Below are 3,400 nucleotides of genomic sequence, written 5' to 3' on the forward strand. Positions count from 1 at the left end.
TATCACCTTGTTCAGCAGCGGGGCCGACAACACATTGATCGGCAGCATAAACTCCATTTCGGTCAGGCGCTGGCGTGCCGGGATATGCCCCAGCTGCAGACTGTCACCATCCAGTGCACAGTTCAGTACATCGCGGATCATCGTCTGCAATACCGGCAACCAGACTTCGTCGTAGTTTTCCAGGCGCAGCAGCTCCAAAATTTTATCTCGGGTCGCCTCGCTCTCAACCGGCTCGGTAAACTCAATTTCTTCAAACAGGGTGTGCAAGAAGGTGCCCGGCCGCGCACCACGCGGGAAGGTATAAATAGAGCGCTCAGGCTCAATCAGCTCTCCGTCTTCGCTGTCACTGTCTTGCGACGAGTCGGTATCAAAGCCAGGTAGCTCGAATGACGCATCATGATTGTGGCTCCCCTGCTTTACCAAACCTGAGTAACTGGTGATCCACCAGTTTCGCTCTATCTTGGCGGTAAATTCCGATGCAGACAGTTCGGGTTGCTCGCCTTCATCGGGGCACCATGGCAGTTCCGGCAACACCGGAGGCGGCGTGATCGCCATCGTCGATGACGCCGATGTCAGACGAGCCAAAGCCGCATCAAGCTCGGCAATTCCCCCTTCCTGAGCATCCTGTACCAGCCAGCCAATTGCAGCCTTGTGCAACCCTGTCGGCTCTTTGCGGCTCAGCCCGTTACGTAGCGGTGCCATCCCGATATAACAGCCATATACGGCTCGGGTCAGAGCTACATAAATCAAGCGCAAATCTTCAGCCAGACGTTCTTTCTCCGCCAGCTCCATGCTTTCTTCCTGCTCGGTCACATCCAGTACCGCTTGCTGCGTTTGCTCGTCATGGAACAAGGCCGTCCCTGCCGCGCGATAGCTACAGACAAACGGCAGGAAGACAATGTCATACTCCAGTCCTTTGGACTTATGAATCGTCACAATCTGTACCAGATTGCGATCCGACTCCAATCGAAGCTGCTGCTCATCGGCATTACCGTTTGGGGCTTCGATGTGTTCAGCCAGCCAGCGGAGCAATCCATGATCACTGTCGAGGGTCTGGCTTGCCTGCTGCAACAGCTCACCGAGATGAAGAATATCGGTCAGGCGACGCTCCCCGCCATTTTCGCTCAGCAGTCTCTCCGGGATCCGGCGACTGGCCAGCACATGACGCAGCATCGGCAGCACACCCCGGCTCTGCCACAGCTTACGGTATTCACGAAACTCAGCGACATGCTGCTCCCAACGATCTTCGTCGGCATTAAGCTCGTCAAGCTGACGTGCGCTAAGCGCAAACAGGCCCGAGGCCAAGGCAGCCCTTAACCCCCGCTCGTCTTCCGGTATCAAAACAGCCACCAGCAAGCGCTGTATATCACTGGCCTCACTACAGGAAAACACACTGTCGCGGTTTGACAGGTAGACGCTGGCAATGCCCTGCTCGGCCAGAGCCTGCCGGATCATTGCCCCCTCGCTTCCGGTTCGAACCAGCACAGACACATCACCGGCCCGGATCGGTTTAGACTTCTCGCCATCGACCAGCAGCGCCTCACCCTGCTGCGACAGCGTCAGTATTTTTTGGATCTCTGCCGCCGTTGCCGCCGCCATCACCCGGTTGTAACCGCCTTTTTTAACCGGCTCATCAGCATCCTGACGCCAGAAGCTCAGGGCAGGCTGTTTTTCTCCGGCAAGCTGCCAGCTGCGATCGGCCGCTTTCGGGCTATGTTTGACCGGCAGAAAGGTAATGTCCTGATCATAGATAAACGGTCGCTGCGGCTGCTGGAAAATACGGTTGACGGCTTCGACCATCTCGGCGGTCGAGCGCCAGTTGGTGCCCAGCGTGTAATGAGCCGTTACCTGTCGACGTGCCCGGATATAGGTAAAAATGTCTGCACCGCGAAAAGCATAGATAGCCTGCTTCGGATCCCCGATCATAAACAAACCGCTGACTGGTATACCCTCTCCCTCACTGCAGTGCTCATCACCATATACTGTATTGAAAATACTGTACTGCAGCGGATCGGTATCCTGGAACTCGTCAATCATCGCGACGGGAAACTGGCCCCGGATCCGAGCCGCCAAACTGCCGTCAGTATCATTGGCCAGTGCCGCGGCCAGCTGGGTCAGCAGATCATCAAATGACAACCAGCCTTTGCGCCGCTTCGCCTCAGCCAGCAACTGACGACACTCTTTTATCGCATGTGCCAGCAAGGGATCTTTGACATTGGGCCTATTGGCCAGCAACGCCTCAATGGCCACAAACACCGGGTGCTCGGGCGGATTGCCTTTGCTGGTTTTATCAAACAGCACCTGCTGCGAAAATTTTTCCAGCGTTTTTGGCAGCTTATAACCTGTCGTCTCCTGCTCAGCCTCCTGAACCGTCTCTACTGGTTCCTTCATAGCAAAAGGACTCCTGACACCACCGCTCAATACAAATATCAATACACCACCCAGCAAGACCACCGAACCGATAACGCTCCAATGCTGCCAGATAGGTTTTACATCACTTGGCCCAGCGGCCTCCACCGCACCCTGAGAACCAGTGAACGCCTTATAATAGGGAAATATCTTGTCATCGTATTTACGCTGCTCAGTATTAACCACAGCACCACGATACCCATCTAACACTTTTTTTGTATACGTCTTAGTTGAACCCAAGGCAGTATTTTTTATGGTCCTATACATAACCTCTACCAAGCCCAATATATTGGTATCGGTCTGCCTGACATTCTGAGTTAGCAAAAGAATATCGACACCATAGTGACCATGCATCGTGAAATACTTAATCACCTCCGGAAGAACCTTGCCCCTAGGCAAAGCAAAGTGGCACTCATCAACAACAAACAAAGGACCCTTGTTATTTTCATCCCGCCATTCATCCATGTAATGCTCAGGCTTACTAAAATGAAAATCCGCCGCCCCAGAGTCAAAATTCGACGTATCATAGGAATCAACAACCTTAATTAAATCCCTTACCTCAGCACCAAATATCTTTACAAAATGCTCTACAACCAATGGCAAGTTTGTAATAACTTTTCGTCCCGACTTGATGGCCGGAATAATATGGTATTTAACCGCCTCATAGCTTTTACCAGATTTCGGCCTGCCTTGAATTAAATAAATCATGTTATGACCCCAAACGCACAAACGGTATTAACTGAAGAATTAAACGAATTGTAATTGCCGTGATAATAATCACCAAGGCTTGCGGCAAGCCTATTTGCGCCATCACCCAAGACACCCCAGCAGGGAACCCCGTTAAGTACTGTGACAGGTCCACAGGGGCCAGCATATCGCTAATCAATGATATCAGCCCCTTGGCTGCTTCTAACATCTGCTCAAACAACGCCAACAACATGTCACTCATCATATCAACCAGCGATATAACCAGCCTGTAAAGGAAATCCAA

The 3,400-nt window shown here is 52.3% G+C and carries 2 protein-coding genes; both read right to left on the reverse strand.

Annotated elements, in window-relative coordinates; genetic code table 11:
- Window positions 1-3,117 (reverse strand): exodeoxyribonuclease V subunit beta (recB, locus tag MHN01_RS21000; RefSeq protein WP_239413225.1); only part of this gene is annotated, 3,117 nt, incomplete at its 3' end.
- Window position 3,118: 1 nt separating this feature from the next.
- A partial coding sequence (locus tag MHN01_RS21005) for a DUF2523 family protein (RefSeq protein ID WP_239413226.1) occupies window positions 3,119-3,400 on the reverse strand: 282 nt, incomplete at its 5' end.

The sequence above is a fragment of the Photobacterium sp. OFAV2-7 genome (genome assembly GCF_022347985.1).
In the GTDB taxonomy this organism is placed as follows: domain Bacteria; phylum Pseudomonadota; class Gammaproteobacteria; order Enterobacterales; family Vibrionaceae; genus Photobacterium.